Genomic DNA, 18,862 nt, shown 5'->3' with positions numbered 1-18,862 from the left:
ACAGAATACACCTATATAATAACTATGGCCTTTCCTCGCTCTGCGAGAATTATGAGCGAACCAGGGTTAATAAGATACTTGTTGTATTGATGCCAGTTAATGATGGCGTTAAGCGACGTGTCCACGATGCAGACTTGAAAAGGATAGTGGTGATCAAATCACCGAGTCCTCAGTTAGTGCCATTCAGGCTGTATTGAATTGGGTAATAATGCCCATTTAATCTATAAAATCAAGTTGTCTTTTCATATTTTCCACACATATATTCGTCAACCCTTTGTTGATAACTCTCACTCCATATAGCATCCCTCTCACGCTCACTATCTGTAATTTTCCCACCAGGCAAGTCAAATGTGATTCTCAGACATCCATACCACCGTCTCAAACTCATATATAACTCAATTTCCTCAGGTTCAGAATACGCAGAAACTCCATTTTTCTCATATGAACTTTCCATTTTCTGGTTAACCCAGTCGATAACAGGATCTAATATTTCTTCTAACCTGCCAGCATCCTTACACCGGTCTAACCATGCATAAATTTCGTCCGTATTATTAGGGTATTCCAGGGCATGCCCCGTCTGATACGTTTCACTGATAATTCCAGTAAACTCACCATATCGACAGCCAGTGATATAATCTATATGAGAACCATACAATGCAAACGTAGATTTAGAATCTCTAATTACTGGCCTGCCACCATAAATCCCTCGACTCGCATTTTTTGCAAATGCATTCCGTATTAGACGCTGCTGCTTGTCAGCCCATAACCTGAAATCAACAACCTCATTTTCACTCAAACTGTCAATACGACTAAAATCAGAATTTATATCTACTGTGGCCACAACCATGCTAGATATAGACCTCTCCCCTCCAACATCATTTTTTTTAGATATACTTTTTGAAAAAATCACTTTTATACTATCACCACACTGTCTCAATTTTGCCGTTGTCATGATAAACCTTTGTTGTTGTAATTATAACAGTTAATATCATTTGTAATTATGATAGCTCAATGAGAAATTTTCACAAGAAAAAACATACATTTCTCTGGTATAATATAAACTTTATTATTGTCATCTTATCTTAATATTTCCATCTAACATGACATGCTCAAGATTATTTGGATTGAGTCGCCATTGCAATCCACGCTCTAAATCTTTTTTTATTTCAAGATAATCTCTAGACTCTATCAGGTTATGGTCAACCGTCTTTTTATTATTATCAATCAGTGATACTGATTGCCACTCATTATCGATTGGTTGTTGATCCCCCTCAACAATACATAGCTGCATCATAGGAGAACAACCAAAGATCGCATGAATTATCTTCTTTATCATTTCAATAAATGATTCTACTATAGCTGACATAATCGATGTATATTCAAGAGTCCCGCCGACTGCAACATTAACAAACTCTTTTTGACTTATAAAAAATCGATATGGTATACTCACTCGATATTTATCTCCATTCGTATATACAGATAAGTCATGGTGGTAAATTCCTTGTTTTTTAAGACCACGAACACGCTGAACTCCTCGCGGTGTAATCATCATTGAAACAGAAATATCTAACTGTTTAGCCCCTCCTATCCCGAGGGCAATGTTATCTATTGATGTATAACTAATACCATATCGTTCGATAAGTCTGTTAAAGCTGAACTTAGTTTTTTGTATAGCTGAGCCAGAATGCCAAACATTCCCATCTCGAGAAAATTTTATACCATCGGGGATTCCTGATTCATCTACTGTAGCCTGGACATATACCCCGCATCTAGCCAGTTTGACAACTAAATCAGTCATCGTTTTAGGTTTATTGTATAAAATCGTACTATTAAGCTTCCCTCTGATATAAGAAATATCATCGTTAGAATCATGCACTCTTAATAATGGAGTAACGCTGTCAAGTCCTAGTGCAACATTATCACGCTCTGGGACATAACTGATTTTCTCATGGGTCTGTAATGCCCGCCACGTAAACCTAGTTTTTTTTATACTACTGCCACTTAACCACTTATTACCATCAACTGAGTAGCGAATTCCATTGGGTAACCCATTCAGATCTTTGCATATCTGTGTAGCTACCCCAACATTCCTAAGCCTCATGACAAAATCAGACATTGTTGAAGGTTTACTTGTCTTATATATAATCTTTAGCTTTCTTCGAATTGTTTCAGCATGTTCCTCAAATTTGTGTTTTTGGCTGATTCTCAACAGCACCGGTTCTGTTTTAGAATCCTTGTTGAAACTTTTATCAGCATCTATATTGATGCTTAGGCCAAATTCTCGCTCTATAATTCGAGCCGCCCTCATTGCCATATGATAATCATTATGTTGGTTAATGCTGCGACCGTTAGATAAAATGCTGGATGAAACAATATGCATATGTTGGCATTGAGAATCGTTATGGATGGCACCACACCAGACTACAGAGCAATCGTATCCTAGTTGTCGTAAAAGAATCTCTCCAGCATTCTGCCACTGCTGATCTGATAGAGTCTCCTGTGGAGCCAAACTAATAATATAGTGACAACAATGTGACTCATTTTTACCCCTACATTGAGCCGAGCGTTCTAGAAACTCAGACTCTAATAAATCTATATTAACATTCACCACACCCCCAGTAATTACATATGGATCACGTTGAAATGTAGACCCGCTGATGAATCTGACATTTAACTTCCCCTTCTCATCATGCAGTTTATGCTCATGACTATCACCACGAAATACATAGTTCAGCCTAGCCCTAAAGGATTTTGTCTTTTTTTTAATTTTTGTTATCGTCATCAACTGCCAAGCCTCATAGTATTATTATTTTATCTTTTCTATCATTTGGTTGATCAGTTGCTGAGTAGATGACAAGGTAATGATTAGCTGTGAGTAATCCTTACCAATACTACTATTTATCAAAAATCCATTTATGTTTTTACCTAGTCGCCTTAATTCATACAATGCTTGGTCATCAATTTCACTAGGATTCTTAACTATGAAACGACCATCGTTAAGAAATCCGACAATCATTTTCCGCATGCAAGAGGAAAGATTAACTCTCTCATTACGCCCCTTAAATGCATTGTAAAAATGCTTAAACTGTTTTTCAGTTAGACCTATTTTAATAAAATGAGTCACTTTCTCATCTTGTTTTTTTGGTGGACGACCACCGCGACAGTTTGGTTTTTTTCTCGTATCTTTGCTTTCATTCATGGTAGCACCGTTGTTGTTATTGTTTTTATGCTGGAGTAACACTGCATTATCTGAAGAGAATTTTGACCGCGCAGAACCCATTGGGTTTGAGCACGTACATCCCCCATTAGCGCAGAACCCGCAGGGTTTGAGCTATGTGGGGCGGGCTTATTTGACCATGAAAACTCACGAAGTGATGTTTTGATGGTCAAATAATATAGCTCGCGTGTTCCTTCTCTCTCTACTTAATATTAAACCGTCTCAGGTAAAACAATCAACACTTAAAATAAATAAAGCATTGATTTTCATTGCGAGTGATAGTGCATTAATTAATTACTACATTAAGTAATGCCTGTAGTAATAATTCTATTCACTACTTATCACATATGAATTGCGAAAGTCGATTTAGTAATAATCTGGATTACTAACTCTGATTGACAAGCACGAGGCCATAAACAAACTGAATATGCTGGGCCCGCCTGTCAGAAGGCCCTGAATGTAGCTGTCACCTGGGGCTGGAGAAGTCATTACTGGATCGCTGATTTGGGCAACAACGCCGACCAAACCACAGTAAATCAGCAGCAAGAAATTGAGCAAGCAGGTGACCAGATGGATCGGTATTTCATTGATGAGACAGTATTGGGACTGTGAAGGTGATTCGGTTGTGGTGATTGACCGTCTGGGGTGCGACACCGTGGCCGTGCTGACTACTGTCGAGCATCTGCAACCAAAAGGTGTCCGACTGACCTCTCGGCTAGAAGGTGTAGATTTCACAGCTCCAGTAGGAAAGCAGGTTCTAACCATAACGCCAACCTAGACTTGATCGACACACCACAAAGGAACCGCCAACTTGCAGACATCAAGAGGACAGAGCCTGAAGGAAAGCAATACATAGGCCATCAGCTACAAACAGTAAAGAGGCGAAGTGCTTAGGAAGGTGCGAATAAGTCATATGGCACGAGAGCATTTACTGGTAACCCATTGATATTAAATGACTAAAATTTTCATTTTTTGTTCGTGGGATACTTGTTCGCACTTTCCCTAGAGCTGAGCGGCTAGCACCTTTCTAAAACTAACATGTCTGCGTGATGCTTTAATATTCAGTATGAATCTTTATTACTTAGTATGATATGAGACTTCATTACTCTCAGACACCACCTTGCGTTTTCTTACCTACTTACTCATGGCTGCACTCTAGGTCCCAGAGCGCACCAAACCAAGCAGGTGGTTATGGTGTTCTGACCACTCGCGGAGGCCATATGCGTGTTCTGGAAGCATTTAGAATCAACAGCGATGGATAGTAGTTATCTACTCCATCGCCATATCTGAACTAGTAGCGACCCTAGAGGGCTGAACTATTGAGGATGTTCCGAATCGTGGTATCAGGAAACAACGCTAGGATCATCAGCAAGCTGCGATTCATTTTGCCGGTCGCAATCAACGGCAGTACTGGACTGCTTGATGTAGGTCTCCCGCACATGCTGGCGGCCGAAGATGGCTTGAAGACTTAGAGGCAGAACTCGTAACCGAGGCCCCTGTCGTTGATGAGCGCATCATCTTCATCTCTCAGGAAAAGACACAAAATATCGTGCATTGAAACCTAATATGGCAGGTCAAAAAATACACACATCACTTCTTCCTCTTTCCTGCTCATCAGGTATAATCCGCCATCTTTTTTTGCATCAGTGACCAGCGACCCCCTATGACTGTCAACCGTTTTGACCCCAGCTCAGACAGCCTGACGCCTGCAACCACGCAGGCTCAGCCATTGGACAACCAACCTGTCCAACAAGCGACTTCCAGCATTATTAGGTCTCATCCCCCAAGGATTGGTTTTGTGAGCTTGGGATGCCCCAAAAATCTGGTCGATTCCGAGCGTATCCTGACCCAGCTGCGTATCGAAGGGTACGATGTGGTGCCCAGCTATGACGATGCGGAGCTGGTGGTGGTCAACACCTGCGGCTTCATCGACAGCGCGGTACAGGAGTCGTTGGAAGCCATCGGCGAAGCCCTGGCCGAAAACGGCAAGGTGATCGTCACCGGTTGCCTCGGTGCCAAAGAGAACCAGATCCGCGAGATCCACCCCAAGGTGCTCGAGATAACCGGCCCCCACGCCTACGAAGAGGTGCTGGGTCACGTTCACAAGTACGTGGAAAAGCCGACCCACAACCCCTTCACCAGCCTGGTGCCGGCCCACGGCGTCAAGCTGACTCCCCGTCACTACGCCTATCTGAAGATCTCCGAGGGCTGCAACCACCGCTGCACCTTCTGCATCATCCCCTCCATGCGCGGGGATCTGGTGAGCCGTCCCATCGGCGAGGTACTGGCCGAGGCCAAGCGCCTGAAAGAGGCCGGCGTGAAGGAGATCCTGGTGATCTCCCAGGACACCTCCGCCTACGGCGTGGACGTCAAGCACCGCACCGGTTTCTACGACGGCATGCCGGTCAAGACCAGCATGGTGGCTCTGTGCGAGGAGCTGGCCAAGCTCGACATCTGGGTGCGCCTGCACTACGTCTACCCCTATCCCCATGTGGATGACGTCATCCCGCTGATGCGCGATGGCAAGGTCCTGCCCTACCTGGACATTCCGCTGCAGCACGCCAGCCCGCGCATCCTCAAACTGATGAAGCGTCCGGGTACCGTCGAGCGCACCCTGGAACGGATCCAGAAGTGGCGCGAGATCTGCCCCGAAATCACCCTGCGCTCTACCTTCATCGTCGGCTTCCCCGGCGAGACCGAAGAGGAGTTCCAGATGCTGCTGGACTTCATCGACAAGGCGGAGCTGGACAGGGTTGGCTGCTTCAAATACAGCCCGGTCGAGGGCGCCAAGGCCAACGAGCTGCCGGATCCTGTGCCGGAAGACGTCCAGGAAGCGCGTTTCCAGCGCTTCATGGAGCTACAGCAGCAGGTCTCCGTTCGCAAGCTGGCCCGCAAGGTCGGCAAGGAGATGACAGTGTTGATCGACGAAGTGGACGAAGAGGGCGCCACCGGCCGCTCCTTCGCCGACGCGCCCGAGATCGACGGCCTGGTCTACCTGAACGGTGAAACCGGCCTCAAGCCCGGCGACATGGTCAAGGTCCGCATCGACGAAGCGGACGAGTACGATCTGTGGGCCAGCCTGATAGGCTAAGCCCGCAGTCCATGACGGCACCTGCCCGGCAGGCGCCAATAAAAAAGCCAGTCAGTGACCCTGACTGGCTTTTTTTATTGATCGCACAAGATGGTCAGCGCTTCTGACGAGGGCTAGAGGCCTGTATCCGCCACCATCACCAGGACATGAAGGCCTTTATAATGGACCTCCTCAAGGGCCTTGAAACCATGACGGCAATAAACGCCACCGGTCAGGTTCTCGGTTTGTAAGTACAGCTTGCTGATCCCCGCCCTGCGGGCACGGCCGAGGATCTCTGTTACCAGCAAGGAGGCGACCCCCTGCCCGCGCGCTTTTTCAACGACATATACCCCACCCAACCAATATTCGTACTCGGGAAACATCGCCATTTCGCGGATCTTGAGCTCGGCAGCCCCCACCCATTCACCGGCCAGGCGGGCCAGTACCATCAGCGGAGCCCGGTCGACCTGGGTGGCCGCCGTGACCTTGGCCAGCACCTGCTCTTGAGTGCAGCGACCACTGTCGCGGCACCATTCGTCAAAATACCATGAGGCAACCACGCCTGCAGCAGATGGCGCATCCGCCAGTAACAACAACTCCATAAAGCCTCTTTTGCGTATAACCCATGACCAGCAGGGAGGAATGAACACGGCGAGACGAAACCCAGGGTCGCACCCGCGAGCGGCGGCCTCGCCAGCAGCGAGGCTCCTAGACCAGCATCCTCTAGACAAGGTTATCGAATGGATATCATAACCAGCCGGGGAGTGGAAGGGGTCGGGAACCAAGATGTACTTTCCCGCCATGACCCAGCAACCGGTTCTGCAACTGGCGCGGCAGATCGGCCGGGATGAAGGTGGTCTTTGCCTGCCCGGCCGAGGTGACATGGATGTCGGACCCCTGACCGGCCACGGTGAAGTTGAAGACCAGCTTCTCGTTGGCCTGGCGCAGCTTGTCCACCCGGCTCAGAGGTCCCCAGCTATGACGATGCGGAGCTGGTGGTGGTCAACACCAGCGGCTTCATCGACAAGGCGGAGCTGGACAGGGTTGGCTGCTTCAAATACAGCCCGGTCGAGGGCGCCAAGGCCAACGAGCTGCCGGATCCTGTGCCGGAAGACGTCCAGGAAGAGCGTTTCCAGCGCTTCATGGAGCTGCAGCAGCAGGTCTCCGTTCGCAAGCTGGCCCGCAAGGTCGGCAAGGAGATGACGGTGCTGATCGACGAAGTGGACGAAGAGGGCGCCACCGGCCGCTCCTTCGCCGATGCCCCCGAGATCGACGGCCTGGTCTACCTGAACGGTGAAACCAGCCTCAAGCCCGGCGACATGGTCAAGGTCCGCATCGACGAAGCGGACGAGTACGATCTGTGGGCCAGCAAGGCCACCGCCTCGGGCTGCGCCAGGGCGCAGCCACAGAAGCCAGTCAGTCCTGCTGACTGGCTTTTTTATGGCTATGTCCCAATTACGTGTTGCATGGGGCGCCCCAGCGCCTCATGCAAACATGCTTTGATATTCACGCCCCTCCCGTAACGCTCCAGCATCCTGCGCCAACCCAAATAATTCATCAGGTAGTGCGTTGCCACGCCATGGAAGCGCTCCATCCACTCTTTCAACCTATGGTGATACCCGTTCACGTGTTGAATGTGATACGCACCGACCACCCGTTCGCCTTGGCGATTGTGCACGACCTGATGGGTTACACCCTGCTCTTTGCTGAAACTGGCATACACACCCGCACCATCGCTACACAACACCGCATCCGGTGACACCAACGGCTTCAACACCGCGATGACCGCCTCGGCATTTATCTTCTCCAGCTGAAAATCCGCATGATGGTCCGCCCGGTCTTGCACCACCATCACCGGGATGTAATCCGGCCCGGTTCCACGGGTTCGCCCCTTGCCACCACGATGCCTTGGCGGACGCGGCAGTCCCCGTTGCCCCTTGAACGATTCGAGGAAGAAGGTCTCGTCTACCTCAACGATGCCCTCTTCCCGGGTGGCCTGATGACCTGCCATGGCACGCAAGAAACGGTGACGCCAGAGGAAGGCGGTGTTTTTGCTGACTCCGCAACGCCGCGCTGCCTGGCGGACGGTCAGTCCTTCGATGAGGGATTGCGCGTAGTCTTCCCAGCACTGGGCTTTACGCAACCGGGCCAGAGGCGTCTTGGTGAGGATGGAGCTGGTGCGCAGACACTGTTTGCAACGGTAGCGGCGCAGACCCCGACTCCATCCCCAAGGCGCCAGCTCGGTGACATCGGCCTGACAATGTGGGCAGCCACTGCATGCCGGTAACTGAGTATTGAGCGAGGTAATGGTGTGGGGTGCAGAGAGTTCCTGCTGAGCAACACGGCGCTGGCGCAGGGTTAACTGGGGAAAGAGGGACAACAGGTGTTGAAAGGCTGGAGTATCCATGATGGTAGACCTCAAGGTGATGGCCTACTGCAAGATTAGCCTTTCAACACGTAATTGGGACAGAGCCTTTTTTATTGGCTATGTCCCAATTATGTGTTGCATCGGGCGCCCTAGCGCCTCATGCAAGCAACATCTGACGTCTATCCCTCGTTGATAACGCTCCAGCATCCGCCGCCAACCCAGATAATGCTTCAAGTAAGACGTCGCGACACCGTGAAATCGCTCCATCCATTCCTTTAGCCTGCGGTGATACCCGTTCACATGTTGGATATGGTAAGCACCGCTTATCACCCGCTGTCCCGCCCGGTTATGCAGCACCTGATGGCTCAATCCCTGGCTACGGGCAAAGCTCGCATACACGCCTGCCCCATCACTGCACAGCACCGCATCCTTGTCGACTAGCGGCGCCAGGACCGCCTTCACATGCCTGGCATCCAGTTGCTCCAGTTGGAAATCGGCCAGATGGCCTTCCCTGTCTTGCACCACGACCACCGGGATGTAATCCGGTCCCGTTCCTCGGGTTCGCCCTTTGCCACCTCGCTGTCGGGCTGGTCGTGACCAGACATGCTGGCCTTTGAAGGACTCAAGAAAAAAGGTCTCATCCACTTCCACAATCCCGCCTTCATGGTCGGCCCGATGCTCCGCCATGGCGCGCAAAAAGCGATGGCGCCACAGAAAGGCTGTGTTCTTGCTGACCCCACAGCGCCGAGCCGCTGCTCTGACGGTTAGACCGTCGATGAGCGCCTGGGCATAGGCTTGCCAGCATTGGGATTTTCTCAGGCGTGCCAATGGCGTCTTGGTCAAGGTAGAGCAGGTCCGCAAGCATTGTTTACAACGGTAACGCCGTAACCCCCGAGTCCAGCCCCAAGGAGCAAGCTGGTCTGGCTGTGCATGACAAAGGGGACAAGCAGGGCAATCCGGCAGCAAGGCGTTAATGCGAGAAGGCAAGCTGGGTTGCTGCAACTCACGCTGAGCGATATGTCGTTGTCGGACAGAGAGTTGCGGGAACAGGGTAAGGAGATGTTGGAAGGCTTGGGTATCCATGATGGAGGCCCTCAAGGTGATGACCTACTCCAAGGTTAGTCTTCCAACACGTAATTGGGACAGCGCCTTTTTATTGCCCCTAGAGTGCCCTGGCTGCTTCCCTCACCTTCTGTCGCCCCACCTCAACCCCATCCGTTGATAGCAACCTCTGGCTGGCACTGCCCCCGGGCAAGAGGGACAATCACCGCCTTAGTGACCCAGCGCACAATCTCGCAACGCTTTGCGGCCTGCTTGTTTCAAGCTCAAAAAAAAGCCACTGAAGGGGAGCAAAAACGAGCACGATCCACTTCACATTATCGTCTTTGAATTGTCATAAAGGGTGACTTGGTACTTTGTGAGAATTAATGCAACTGTATAATTTAAAAGGATTAAAAATAGAGTTTGACGATAATGACGAGAGGGTGGGAGTTTTTACGATATCGACGAAATGAAGAGTTGTTGTTTTCCTGTTAACTCTGCTTTTCTAGGGGCGTTGGATGACACAACTACAAGGGTGCAAAACCTGACCAACATTGAGGGCCGGCATCCAAGCATGGGATCCGGTGCTCCATTCCAAAACCATGGAAGACCAATAAGAAAGGAAAAAATATGCTTGCCAAAGTATCCAAAATCGCTACCTCAGTCATGCTGGGAACCCTGATGCTCGGTGCCGCCGGCACCGCCATGGCCGCCGAGAACAAGACGGTGCTGACCCTGGTTGCACAGCAGGAAACCGCATGGGTCAAGAACTTCAACCCCTTCCTGCAGGCCGGTCTGCTGCACACCACCCGTCACTTCATCTATGAGCCGCTGGTGATCTTCAACGATATGCAGGGTGGCAAACCCGTCTATCGTCTGGCCACCCACTACGCCTTCAGCGATGATCTGAAATCCGTCACCTTCGATCTGCGTGACGGGGTCAAGTGGTCCGATGGTGAAGCCTTCACCGCCGACGACATTATCTTCTCCTTCAACCTGGTCAAGGCCAACAAGGCGCTGGATGAGCGATCCATCTGGACTCAAATCAAGGGTGTCGAGAAGCTGGGTGAGCATAAGGTCAAATTTGACCTGGCCGAGGTCAACACCAACGTGGTGAATGACCTGGTGCTGGTGCCCATCGTCCCCGAGCATCAGTGGAAGTCGGTGAAAGACCCGGTTGCCTTCACCAACGACAAGCCGGTCGGCACGGGTCCCTTCACCGAAGTGGACAACTTCTCCGCCCAGCTCTATACCCAGTGCCGCAACCCGCACTACTGGGACAACGCCAACCTTGCCATCGACTGCCTGCGCATGCCGCAGATGGCCACCAACGACCAGGTACTGGCTGCTGTGATGAAGGGTGACGTGGACTGGTTCGGCTCCTTCGTGCCGGACATCGAGCGCCTCTACGTCGGCAACGATCCCAAGAACAACAAGTACTGGTTCCCCGCCTCCGGCACGGTGGCGTTCAACGTCAACTTCCAGAGCAAGAACCCGGGCAATAACGAAGCCTTCAACGACATCAACTTCCGCCGCGCCTTCTCCATGGCGATGGACCGCCAGTCCATGGTGGACATCGCAGGCTATGGCTACCCGACCGTCAACGAATACCCGTCAGGCCTTGGCAAGGCATTCGCCTCCTGGGACAACCCGGATGTCGAGAAGAAATACGGCAAATACAACAAGTTCGACCTGGAAGGTGCCAAGGCACTGCTGAAGGAAGCGGGCTACAAGGACTGTGACGGCGACAAGTTCCTCGACACCCCGAGCTGCAAGAAGATCGAGTTCAAGGTGCTGGTACCGAACGGCTGGACCGACTGGGTCAACACAGTACAGATCGGTGTGGAAGGCCTGCAGGCTCTGGGCCTGAACGCCAAGACCTCCACCCCGGAAGCCACCGTCTGGACCGAGAACCTGATCACCGGTGACTTCGACGTCGCTCTGCAGGGTTACTTTGCCGGTGCCAACCCGCACAAGTACTTCGAGACCGCCTTCCACTCCCGCAATATGGGTGAGCGCGGCAACCGCTTCGCGGCGCCCCGTTACAAGGATCCTGAGCTCGACAAGCTGATCGATGACTTCACCCAGACCGCCGATGCGGCCAAGCAGAAGGAGATCATGTTTGCCATCCAGGAGCGCGTCGGTGCCAACCAGACCATAATCCCGGTGTTCAACAACCCGACCTGGTACGAATACAGCACCAAGCGCTTCAATGGCTGGTTCAGTGCCGACAACCCGGTCGCCAAGCCGCAGGTACACCCGGACACCCCGGAGCGTCTGCTGCACGTGTTGTCACTCAAGCCAAACAGCTAATCACCTCGGCCCCCTGAGGGGGGCCTTTTTCCCCGCCATGTCTTCCATCCCCCGTCTTTGCCGGGGTTGGGGAGCTTTGCCCGGCGCGGGGCAGGCTTGCAGTAAAAGGGTTCACCATGGGATTTATACTTAGACGCTTCTCCTTCTATCTGGTCGCCTTCCTGGTGGCCGCCACCATCAACTTCCTGCTGCCCAGAGCCATGCCCGGAGATCCCGTCTCCGTCATGTTCGCCCGGGCCGGCGCCATGATGGAACCAGCCGCCCTCGAGGCCCTCAAGGCCACCTTCGGGTTCGTTGACGGTCCCATCACCACCCAGTTTCTCGCCTATGTGAAGAGTGTCTTCACCTGGGATCTCGGCACCTCGGTGCGCTACTACCCCCAACCGGTCGCCGACGTGCTCGGTCGCGCCATCGGCTGGACCCTGTTCCTGGTGGGCACCTCCACCATACTGAGCTTCTCCATCGGCTCCATCGTCGGCATCTTCGCCGCCTGGTACCGGGGGGGACGCATGGACAGCATCCTCTCCCCGCTCACCCTGGTGATGCAGGCCATTCCCCCCGTGGTGGTCTCCCTGCTCGCCCTGTTCCTGTTCGGGGTCAGCCTCGGCTGGCTGCCCATCGGCTACGCCTACAGCCCGGAGATCACCGCCGATTTCGGCTGGGAACACATCAAGAGCATCATGCTGCACGCCATCATGCCGGTGGGCACCCTGGCCATGGTGCAGGTGGGGGGCTTCCTCATCACCATGCGCAACAACATGATCAACCTGCTCGGTGAGGACTACATCACCATGGCCAAGGCCAAGGGGCTCTCCAGCAACAGAGTCATCTTCAACTACGGCGCCCGCAACGCCGTGCTGCCCAGCGTCACCGCTCTCTCCATGGCACTCGGCTTCGTCATCGGCGGCTCCCTCATCACAGAGGTGATCTTCAACTATCCGGGCCTGGGCTTAACCCTCTATCAGGGCATCCTGGCCCGCGACTACCCGCTCATTCAGGGGCAACTGCTCATCATGACCATCACCATGCTCAGCTTCAACTTCCTGGCGGACGTGCTCTACGTCTTCCTGGATCCCCGTCTGCGTACAGGAGGCAAATAAGATGCGTATGCCGACCATCCTCAAGATCCTGCTGGGCAACAAGAAGGCGGCCTTTGGCCTCGCCATCGTAGTCACCTTCGTGCTGATGGCCCTGTTTGCCCCGCTGCTCGCCAGCAATGAACCCACCAAGCGGGTCGCCCGCCCCCACCAGCCCCCCAGCATGGAGCTGGTGATGGGCTCCAACCGCATGGGTCACGATCTCTGGGCCCAGTTCACCAGTGGCGCCCGCATCTCCCTCATGGTGGGCTTCGGGGCAGGCCTGCTGGTCTGCGCCCTCGCCATCGGCATCGGCATCACTGCCGGTTACTTCGGCGGCGTGGTGGACGAATGCCTCACCTTCCTGATGAACGTGGTGCTGGTGATCCCCAACCTCCCTTTATTACTGGTGCTCGCGAGCTTTATCGGGGAGGCGTCACCGACGGTGATTGCGCTCATCATAGGCTTTACCTCCTGGGCCTATGGCGCCCGGGTGATCCGTGCCCAGACCCTGGCACTGCGGGAGAAAGAGTTCGTCATCGCCGCCGAGGTACTGGGTGAGCCGGCCTGGCGCATCATTCTGGTGGAGATACTGCCCAACCTCATCTCCATCATAGGGGTGAGCTTCATCGGCTCCATCATCTACGCCATCGTCACCGAGGCGACCCTGGAGTTCCTGGGACTGGGTGATCCGACCGTGGTCAGCTGGGGCATCATGCTCTACAACGCCCAGACCTCCAGCGCCATCCTGGTGGGTGCCTGGTGGGAAATCCTGGCCCCCTGCTTTGCCATCGCCACCCTGGGGGCGGGTCTGGCCATGCTCAACTTCGCCATCGACGAGATAGCCAACCCGCAACTGCGCTCTCACAAGGGTCTGCGCCGCTGGAAACAGCTCGCCGCCCCCGTCACCCCCATTGCCGCCCAGGAGAAGACAGCATGAGCTCGCAACAACCCCTGCTGTCGGTACGCAACCTCTGCGTCGACTACATCACCGAGAGCGGCGACGTGCGCGCCGTCAATTCGGTCAGCTTTGACATCGCCCCCGGCGAAGTCTTCGGCCTCGCCGGCGAGTCCGGCTGCGGCAAGTCCACCGTCGCCTTCTCGGTGGCCCGGCTGCACAAGCCGCCCGCCTACATCAGTGGCGGCGAGATCCTGTTCAAGGGGGAGAACATCCTCGGCTTTGACGACGAGCGGCTGCGCAGCTACCGCTGGCGCCAGGCGAGCGTGGTGTTCCAGTCCGCCATGAATGCGCTCAACCCCGTGCTGCGCATGGAGGAGCAGTTCTGCGACGTGCTCTTGGCACACAACCCCGGCCTGACCCGCTACGAGGCCATCAAGCGCGCCCAGGAGCTGCTGGAGATAGTCGACATCCACCCGAGCCGGCTCAAGGATTACCCGCACCAGTTCTCCGGCGGCATGCGCCAGCGGCTGGTGATCGCCATCGCCATGGCGCTCAACCCCGAGCTCTTGATCATGGATGAGCCCACCACGGCGCTGGATGTGGTGGTGCAGCGGGAGATACTGCAGAAGGTCTACGCCCTCAAGGCAAAGTTCAACTTCTCCATTCTCTTCATCACCCATGACCTCTCGCTCATGGTCGAGTTCTGCGATCGCATCGGCATCATGTATGCGGGGGAGCTGGTGGAGGTGGCGCCGTCCAAGTCAATTCTGACCGCCCCCTTGCACCCCTACACCAAGGGGCTGGGCAACTCCTTCCCCCCCCTGCACGGGCCAAAAACCGTGCTGGAGGGGATCCCCGGCACCCCGCTCAACCTGCTGGAAGTGCCGGTCGGCTGCCGCTTCCAGGCCCGCTGCGGCAAGGTGCACGAACGCTGCCGCCAGGAATATACCCAGCTGGCCGAGATCCGGCCCGGGCAGCAGGCCGCCTGCCATCTCTATGACTCGGCCGAGGAATCCCTGAACCACCCCATCTATCTGGACAAGGCCGCTGGCTGTTAAGGATGTCTGTCATGCAAATCGCCCAAACCGACGCGCCCATCATCGAGGTCCAGCATCTCTACAAGGACTTCGCCGTCAACTCCAATGCCATCAAGAGCGGCAAGATGCGGGCCCTCTCCGACATCACCTTCAACCTGCACCGGGGCCGCGCCCTGGCGGTGGTGGGGGAATCGGGCTCCGGCAAGAGCACCATCGCCAAGATCATCGCCAAGATGTACAAGCTCTCCAACGGCCGCATCCTCTACCGGGGCCGGGATCTGGAGGAGTTCAACAAGGGCACAGCCCTGCTGGACTATCGTCAGAGCGTGCAGATGGTGTGGCAAGACCCGTTCGGTTCGCTCAACCCGACCCACACCATCTACCACCACATCGCCCGTCCCCTGCTGCTGCACAGCAAGGTGCTCGACAAGAAAGATCTGCCTGACATGGTCTATGCCCTGCTGGAAAAAGTGGGGCTGACGCCGGCCAAGGCCACGGCGGCCAAGTATCCCCACCAGCTCTCCGGCGGCCAGCGCCAGCGGGTCAACATCGCCCGCAACCTGGCGGTGGAGGCCGAGGTGGTGCTGGCGGACGAACCCACCTCCATGCTCGACGTCTCCATTCGCATCGGCATCCTCAACCTGATGGAGCAGATGAAGAACGAACTCGGCGTCTCCATGCTCTACATCACCCACGACATCGCCACCGCCCGCTACGTGGCCGAAGATCTGGCGGTGATGTATGTGGGGCACATGGTGGAGTGGGGGGAAGTGGACGAGATACTGCACCACCCCCAGCACCCCTACACCCAGTTGCTCATCTCGGCGGTGCCCGACCCCGAGAAGAGCATCCACGCCGAGCTGGAGGGGGGCCGCAAGGGGGAGATACCGCTCTGGACCCCGGAATCCCATGGCTGCCCCTTCGCCGGTCGCTGCCATCAGGCCATGGCGCGCTGCAAGGAGAGCCTGCCCCCCGTGACCCGGCTTGCCGACAACCACTTCGTGCGCTGCTACCTGCACGAATAAGCCAGCCCCCACGCCGGGGGCGGCCTTCCCGGCCCGCAACACCTTTACCCGGGCCTCCTCGTGAGGCCTCTTCATTGCCCCAGACCAGGGAGTAAAGCTGGATGGAACTCTTGATCAATCAGGTGGGTTACGAGTGTGACGGACACAAGATTGCCCTGCTGCAGACCGCCGCCGGTGTGGAGATAAGCGGCCTGGTGCGACTGCGCCGCCTGCATGATGACCGCCTCCTGCTGGAGCTGCCTCTCCAGGCCGCAGGCCAGGTGCCCGGCTGGCAAGGACACGCTTATTGGCGCGCCGACTTCTCCGCATTCAAGGAACCCGGCCACTACCGGCTGGAGGCGATAACAGCCCAAGGCATAGTCCGCTCCACCCGTTTCGCCATAGGCCAGGATCTGCTGACCAGCCGCTGCCTCTCCGATGTCATTCACTACTTCAAGGGCCAGCGCGCCAGCGGCACCGTCGATAGAGCCGACCGCCGCGCCCGCTTGTTTGGCACCGACCAGCACAAGGATGTGCACGGCGGCTGGTTCGATGCCAGCGGCGACATGAGCAAGTACCTGAGCCACCTCTCCTACGCCAACTACCTCAATCCCCAGCAGACCCCTCTGGTGGTGTGGAGCCTGCTCAAGAGCCGGGCGCTCCTGGCGACGCGCCACGACATCGACGGGCTGAACCTCTGCAAGCGGCTCAGTGACGAGGGGCTGCACGGGGCGGATTTTCTCTGCCGGATGCAGGATGAGAGCGGCTTCTTCTACATGACCCTGTTCGACAAGTGGAGCAAGGATCCCGAGCAGCGCGAGCTGTGCGCCTACGCCACCCAACAGGGGCTCAAATCCGACCACTGGCAGGCAGGCTTTCGCCAGGGGGGCGGCATGGCCATCGCCGCCCTGGCCCGGGCCGCCCGCGAGCAGACCGGCGGCGACTTTGATACCAGCCACTATGCCGAGGCGGCCAGGCGCGGCTACCTGCACCTGCGCGAACACAACCTCGCCTACCTGGACGACGGTTGCGAGAACATCATAGACGACTACTGCGCCCTGCTGGCGGCGGTGGAACTGACCCAGACCCTTGGCCGCGACTGGCTCGGGGAGGCAAGGGACAGAGCCGGCAGGCTCTGCGCCCGCCAGCACCCCCACCCCGAGCTCGGCCACTACTGGAGTGCCAACGACGACGGCTCGCGCCCCTACTACCACGCCGCCGAGGCGGGTCTGCCGGTGCTGGCCCTGCTGGAATACCTGGGGGTCGAGCCTGATCAGGAACGCCGCGCCCGGGTGAGCGCCGTGGTGCAGCAGGCGCTGGCCGCCGAGCTGGCCCTCGCCGCCCGGGCAGGCAACCCCTTCGCCCTGGCCCGCCAATATGTGAAGGGCGTCGACGAAGCCCCCCGCATCAGCTTCTTTATGCCCCACCACAACGAGTCCGGTTACTGGTGGCAGGGCGAGAACGCCCGGCTGGCATCCCTCGCCGCCATGGCCTTCGCCGCAGCCCGTCACTTCCCCCAGCAGAGCCAGCTCCTGACGACGTTCGGCCAGCACCAGCTCGACTGGATCCTCGGGCAAAACCCCTTCAACGCCTGCATGCTGGCGGGGCACGGCATCAACAACCCGAGCTACACCGCTGGTTATCCCAATGCACCCGGGGGGATCTGCAACGGCATCACAGCCGGGTTCGATGACGAGGCTGAGGTGGCTTTCATCCCCGAGGAGTACAAGGAGAGGCTGGATCAAAACTGGCGCTGGGGGGAGCAGTGGATCCCCCACGGCGCCTGGTTCGCCCTGGCCATCAGCTGGCAGAGTGCGCCGGAGGCCCGTCATGATTGAGTACTGGGTCGGGGTCGATGGCGGGGGAACGCACACCCGCGCTCGCATTCGGGACAAAGGGGGCAGAGTGCTGGGAGAGGGACGCGCCGCAGGCTCCAATCTGGAGCTCGGCATCCCCCTCGCCCACGCCAACGTGCTGGCGGCCATCGCCAGCGCCCGGCTGGCCGCCGGGCTTGGCATCGAGTGCGAACAGCAGATGGGGGTAGGGCTGGCGCTCGCCTCTGCCGAGCTGGCCGACTGCTACCACGCCCTGCTTGAGATGCCCTTCCCCTTCGCGAGCGTCAGGCTCACCTCCGACGCCTTCGGCGCCTGCCTCGGCGCCTTTGGCGGCCGTGAGGGGGCCATCCTCATCGCCGGCACAGGATCCGCCGGGCTCATCTATCACCACGGCCGGCTTCATACCTGCTCAGGGCGCGGCGTTCCCATCTCGGATCTCGGCAGCGGCGCCTGGCTGGGGCTGCGCGCCATCCAGCAATCCCTACTCTGCCACGACGGCATACTGCCCCCCAGCCTGCTCGCCGTGCGCCTGCTCGATCACTTCAAGCGGGATCAGGCCGAGGTGGTGCGCTGGGCCGCCCGCGCCATTCCCGCCGACTATGGCCGCTTCGCCCCCTGGGTGTTCGACGCCGCCAGCGACGGGGATGAGCTCGCCAACCAGCTGCTGGATGAAACCTGTGCCCAGTTGCAGACCCTGCTGGAGGGCATGGGGCTGCTGGGAGCCGACCGCATCGCCCTGCTGGGCGGCGTCGGCATGCGCCTGGCCCCTCGCCTGGGGCATCTCAACCTGGTTCCCCCGCAAGCCGATGCGCTGGAAGGCGCCATCCTGTTTGCCCAATCGGAGGCCTACCCATGCCTGCATCCTTGAGCCCTGGCGGGTGTGAACGATGCGCTGGAAAGGGCACAACCCCGTTTGCCCAGTCAGAGGCCTACCCATGCCTGCATCCCTGAGCACCGTCCACGCCGAGCCACCTGCGGGAGAGGACCCCATCTTGTTCAC

15 protein-coding genes and 1 pseudogene are annotated in these 18,862 nt (G+C 56.0%); 9 read left to right on the top strand and 7 right to left on the bottom strand.

Features of this window, described 5'->3' with window-relative positions; genetic code table 11:
- Positions 1-229 precede the first annotated feature (229 nt).
- The 3 genes from ACB039_RS06950 to ACB039_RS06940 form a co-directional block, all read right to left on the bottom strand.
- Positions 230-952 carry a hypothetical protein gene (locus ACB039_RS06950; RefSeq protein WP_128297515.1) on the bottom strand — a complete coding sequence of 241 codons (723 nt, stop codon included), beginning with the start codon at positions 950-952 and terminating at the stop codon, positions 230-232.
- A gap of 120 nt (positions 953-1,072) precedes the next feature.
- Positions 1,073-2,782, bottom strand: coding sequence for a relaxase/mobilization nuclease domain-containing protein (locus ACB039_RS06945; protein ID WP_371165370.1), 1,710 nt, complete (start codon positions 2,780-2,782; stop codon positions 1,073-1,075).
- Between the two features lie 24 nt (positions 2,783-2,806).
- Positions 2,807-3,199 carry a hypothetical protein gene (locus ACB039_RS06940; RefSeq protein ID WP_128297483.1) on the bottom strand — a complete coding sequence of 131 codons (393 nt, stop codon included), beginning with the start codon at positions 3,197-3,199 and terminating at the stop codon, positions 2,807-2,809.
- Between the two features lie 1,681 nt (positions 3,200-4,880).
- Between ACB039_RS06940 and rimO the strand changes: the two genes are divergently transcribed.
- Complete coding sequence (rimO, locus tag ACB039_RS06935; protein WP_371165369.1) at positions 4,881-6,308, top strand: 30S ribosomal protein S12 methylthiotransferase RimO; 1,428 nt, start codon at positions 4,881-4,883, stop codon at positions 6,306-6,308.
- A 113-nt stretch (positions 6,309-6,421) separates the two neighbouring features.
- Here the strand turns inward: rimO and ACB039_RS06930 are convergent, their stop codons facing one another.
- Together ACB039_RS06930 and ACB039_RS06925 are read right to left on the bottom strand one after the other, a co-directional pair.
- Positions 6,422-6,889: a GNAT family N-acetyltransferase gene (locus tag ACB039_RS06930; RefSeq protein WP_268433869.1), complete on the bottom strand. Its 468-nt coding sequence runs from the start codon at positions 6,887-6,889 to the stop codon at positions 6,422-6,424.
- Positions 6,890-7,034: 145 nt separating this feature from the next.
- On the bottom strand, positions 7,035-7,244 hold the full coding sequence (locus ACB039_RS06925) for a hypothetical protein (RefSeq protein WP_371165368.1): 210 nt from the start codon (positions 7,242-7,244) through the stop codon (positions 7,035-7,037).
- Between the two features lie 59 nt (positions 7,245-7,303).
- Here ACB039_RS06925 and ACB039_RS06920 point away from each other — a divergent pair.
- Positions 7,304-7,657 (top strand): annotated as a pseudogene (locus ACB039_RS06920) (TRAM domain-containing protein); the annotation flags it as partial.
- Between the two features lie 74 nt (positions 7,658-7,731).
- On the opposite strand, the gene ACB039_RS06915 reads toward ACB039_RS06920, so the two are convergent.
- Both ACB039_RS06915 and ACB039_RS06910 read right to left on the bottom strand, forming a co-directional pair.
- On the bottom strand, positions 7,732-8,694 hold the full coding sequence (locus ACB039_RS06915) for an IS1595 family transposase (protein ID WP_371165367.1): 963 nt from the start codon (positions 8,692-8,694) through the stop codon (positions 7,732-7,734).
- Positions 8,695-8,772: 78 nt separating this feature from the next.
- Entirely contained in the window at positions 8,773-9,738 is a 966-nt protein-coding gene (locus ACB039_RS06910; protein ID WP_371165366.1) for an IS1595 family transposase, read from the bottom strand.
- A 588-nt stretch (positions 9,739-10,326) separates the two neighbouring features.
- Between ACB039_RS06910 and ACB039_RS06905 the strand changes: the two genes are divergently transcribed.
- The 7 genes from ACB039_RS06905 to ACB039_RS06875 all read left to right on the top strand — a co-directional run bounded on the left by ACB039_RS06905 (position 10,327) and on the right by ACB039_RS06875 (position 18,730).
- Positions 10,327-12,009 carry an ABC transporter substrate-binding protein gene (locus ACB039_RS06905; RefSeq protein WP_041205282.1) on the top strand — a complete coding sequence of 561 codons (1,683 nt, stop codon included), beginning with the start codon at positions 10,327-10,329 and terminating at the stop codon, positions 12,007-12,009.
- Positions 12,010-12,125: 116 nt separating this feature from the next.
- A complete protein-coding gene (locus ACB039_RS06900) occupies positions 12,126-13,109 on the top strand; it encodes an ABC transporter permease (RefSeq protein ID WP_005331240.1) in 984 nt (327 codons plus the stop codon).
- A gap of 1 nt (position 13,110) precedes the next feature.
- The gene (locus ACB039_RS06895; protein ID WP_042648441.1) at positions 13,111-14,025 is read left to right on the top strand and encodes an ABC transporter permease; all 915 of its coding nucleotides are present in this window, start codon (positions 13,111-13,113) and stop codon (positions 14,023-14,025) included.
- Positions 14,022-15,044 (top strand): ABC transporter ATP-binding protein, encoded by a 1,023-nt coding sequence (locus ACB039_RS06890; protein WP_226171986.1) that lies wholly within the window; start codon positions 14,022-14,024, stop codon positions 15,042-15,044. The genes ACB039_RS06895 and ACB039_RS06890 overlap by 4 nt, the downstream gene beginning before the upstream one ends.
- A gap of 11 nt (positions 15,045-15,055) precedes the next feature.
- Positions 15,056-16,048 (top strand): ABC transporter ATP-binding protein, encoded by a 993-nt coding sequence (locus ACB039_RS06885; protein WP_182788192.1) that lies wholly within the window; start codon positions 15,056-15,058, stop codon positions 16,046-16,048.
- A 101-nt stretch (positions 16,049-16,149) separates the two neighbouring features.
- A complete protein-coding gene (locus ACB039_RS06880) occupies positions 16,150-17,865 on the top strand; it encodes a glycoside hydrolase family 9 protein (RefSeq protein ID WP_371165365.1) in 1,716 nt (571 codons plus the stop codon).
- Positions 17,858-18,730, top strand: coding sequence for a BadF/BadG/BcrA/BcrD ATPase family protein (locus tag ACB039_RS06875; protein ID WP_371165364.1), 873 nt, complete (start codon positions 17,858-17,860; stop codon positions 18,728-18,730). The genes ACB039_RS06880 and ACB039_RS06875 overlap by 8 nt, the downstream gene beginning before the upstream one ends.
- Positions 18,731-18,862: the final 132 nt, after the last annotated feature.

It is taken from the genome of Aeromonas sp. S2(2024) (assembly GCF_041402505.1).
Lineage (GTDB): Bacteria > Pseudomonadota > Gammaproteobacteria > Enterobacterales > Aeromonadaceae > Aeromonas > Aeromonas media.
Note: the sequence above shows the minus strand (reverse complement) of the source record. Positions and strands in the feature narration are given on the sequence as shown.

Bases quoted from the DNA above. Each gene is read 5' to 3' on its own strand.
- ACB039_RS06915 (WP_371165367.1), bottom strand. From the start codon at position 8,694: ATGGATACTCCAGCCTTTCAACACCTGTTGTCCCTCTTTCCCCAGTTA.
- ACB039_RS06950 (WP_128297515.1), bottom strand. From the start codon at position 952: ATGACAACGGCAAAATTGAGACAGTGTGGTGATAGTATAAAAGTGATT.
- ACB039_RS06895 (WP_042648441.1), top strand. From the start codon at position 13,111: ATGCGTATGCCGACCATCCTCAAGATCCTGCTGGGCAACAAGAAGGCG.
- rimO (WP_371165369.1), top strand. From the start codon at position 4,881: ATGACTGTCAACCGTTTTGACCCCAGCTCAGACAGCCTGACGCCTGCA.
- ACB039_RS06880 (WP_371165365.1), top strand. From the start codon at position 16,150: ATGGAACTCTTGATCAATCAGGTGGGTTACGAGTGTGACGGACACAAG.
- ACB039_RS06945 (WP_371165370.1), bottom strand. From the start codon at position 2,782: ATGACGATAACAAAAATTAAAAAAAAGACAAAATCCTTTAGGGCTAGG.
- ACB039_RS06910 (WP_371165366.1), bottom strand. From the start codon at position 9,738: ATGGATACCCAAGCCTTCCAACATCTCCTTACCCTGTTCCCGCAACTC.
- ACB039_RS06890 (WP_226171986.1), top strand. From the start codon at position 14,022: ATGAGCTCGCAACAACCCCTGCTGTCGGTACGCAACCTCTGCGTCGAC.
- ACB039_RS06875 (WP_371165364.1), top strand. From the start codon at position 17,858: ATGATTGAGTACTGGGTCGGGGTCGATGGCGGGGGAACGCACACCCGC.
- ACB039_RS06900 (WP_005331240.1), top strand. From the start codon at position 12,126: ATGGGATTTATACTTAGACGCTTCTCCTTCTATCTGGTCGCCTTCCTG.
- ACB039_RS06930 (WP_268433869.1), bottom strand. From the start codon at position 6,889: ATGGAGTTGTTGTTACTGGCGGATGCGCCATCTGCTGCAGGCGTGGTT.
- ACB039_RS06885 (WP_182788192.1), top strand. From the start codon at position 15,056: ATGCAAATCGCCCAAACCGACGCGCCCATCATCGAGGTCCAGCATCTC.
- ACB039_RS06940 (WP_128297483.1), bottom strand. From the start codon at position 3,199: ATGAATGAAAGCAAAGATACGAGAAAAAAACCAAACTGTCGCGGTGGT.
- ACB039_RS06905 (WP_041205282.1), top strand. From the start codon at position 10,327: ATGCTTGCCAAAGTATCCAAAATCGCTACCTCAGTCATGCTGGGAACC.